The 1,581-nt window shown below is 67.9% G+C and carries 2 protein-coding genes; one reads left to right on the forward strand and one right to left on the reverse strand.

Annotation, left to right across the window (positions count from 1 at the left end; translation table 11 throughout):
• A partial coding sequence (locus tag AF1_RS32465; RefSeq protein ID WP_067808165.1) for a cytochrome P450 occupies positions 1 to 1,155 on the reverse strand: 1,155 nt, incomplete at its 3' end.
• Positions 1,156 to 1,485: 330 nt separating this feature from the next.
• Between AF1_RS32465 and AF1_RS37210 the strand changes: the two genes are divergently transcribed.
• On the forward strand, positions 1,486 to 1,581 hold a 96-nt coding region (locus AF1_RS37210; RefSeq protein ID WP_457912016.1), incomplete at its 3' end, for an SCO2583/SCO2584 N-terminal domain-containing protein.

A 1,581-nucleotide genomic window follows, 5' to 3' on the forward strand; every position in this document is an offset into this window, starting at 1 on the left:
GTCGGCGATCGCGTCGAACATGAGCCCGATCTCCAGGCGGGCCAGGTTCGCGCCGATGCAGTAGTGCGCGCCCGTGCCGCCGAACCCGAGGTGCGGGTTGGGCGAGCGGGTGATGTCGAACGTCATCGGGTCGGTGAAGACGTCCTCGTCGAAGTTGGCGGAGCTGTAGTACATCGCCACCCGGTCGCCGGCCTTGATCTCGACGCCGCCCACCTCGGCGTCGTGCACGGCGGTGCGCTGGAACGCGGTGACGGGGGTGGCCCACCGGACGATCTCGTCCGGCGTGGTCTCGGGGCGCTCGGCCTTGAACAGCTCCCACTGCTCGGGGCTGTCCATGAACGCGATCATGCCGTGGGTGATCGCGTTGCGGGTCGTCTCGTTGCCGGCGACGGCGAGCAGGATCATGAAGTAGCCGAACTCGTCGTCGGTCAGGCCGCGTCCGTCCACGTCGGCCTGGACGAGCTTGGTGACGATGTCGTGGGCGGGGCAGCCGCGGCGCTGCTCGGCCAGGCCCATCGAGTAGCCGATGATCTCGGCGGCCGCGTAGGCCGGGTCGTCGTTGTACTCGGGGTCGTCGTAGCCGAGCATCTTGTTGGACCAGTCGAACAGCCGGCGCCGGTCCTCCTGCGGGACGCCCATCAGCTCGGCGATCGCCTGCAGCGGCAGCTCGGCCGCGATCTCGGCGACGAAGTCGCCCTCGCCGCCGCGGCGGCGGGCCTCGGCGACGATCCGCTCCGCGCGCTCCTGCAGCGCGCTGTGCAGGCTCCTGATCACCCGGGGCGTGAAGCCGCGGGACACGATGTTGCGCAGCTTGGCGTGCTGCGGCGGGTCCATGTGCAGCAGCAGGTTCTCGCGCTGGACGTCCAGCTCCTCGGGGCCGAACCGCTCGTTGAAGCGGATCACCGCGCCGTTGGCGTTGGACGACCACTGCTCGTGGTCGCGGGAGATGTCCTTGATGTGCGCGTGCTTGCTGATCACCCAGAAGCCGTCGTCGTCGAATCCGGTGCGGCCGCGCGGCTGCTCGTTCCACCAGGGCGCGCCCGTCCGGCGCAGCAGCGCGAACTCGGCGAGGGGGATGCGCTCGGCCAGCAGGTCCGGGCTGGCGAAGTCGAACCCCGGGGGGACGGCGGTGGTCTGCGAAGTGGGGGCGGTCATGCGCGGTTCCTCCCGATGTGCACGGCGCTTGGCGCCCACCGTAGAACCCGTTTCATGAAGAGTTCAAGAGCAAATGAGACTCAAGTCTGATCCGCTGTCTCCAGCAATCGATTGATTGATGACCCCGTGGTCATGTTTGACGTCATCGGGGAAAACGTGACCGGCGGTCTCTGATGCCACATCGGTTGGTTGACATCAAGGGGGCGGCCGGTGAACTTCCTCACCCGCTGAAGAGGGTTTAGATAGGACATGTTCTAAAAATGGTCGGGAAGGATCGCCCGGCACGTGGACTAGCCTGGGCACTCGACTGCCCCCGCGCCGGAGAGCCCCATGGCCGCAGATTTCGACGAGCCCGTGTTCGACGAAGAATTCGTCAGGAGCGCCAGGTTCACCGAGCCGTCCGCGCGCGAGCGCGCCCGCCCGCCG

It is taken from the genome of Actinomadura formosensis NBRC 14204 (assembly GCF_001552155.1).
Classification (GTDB): domain Bacteria; phylum Actinomycetota; class Actinomycetes; order Streptosporangiales; family Streptosporangiaceae; genus Spirillospora; species Spirillospora formosensis.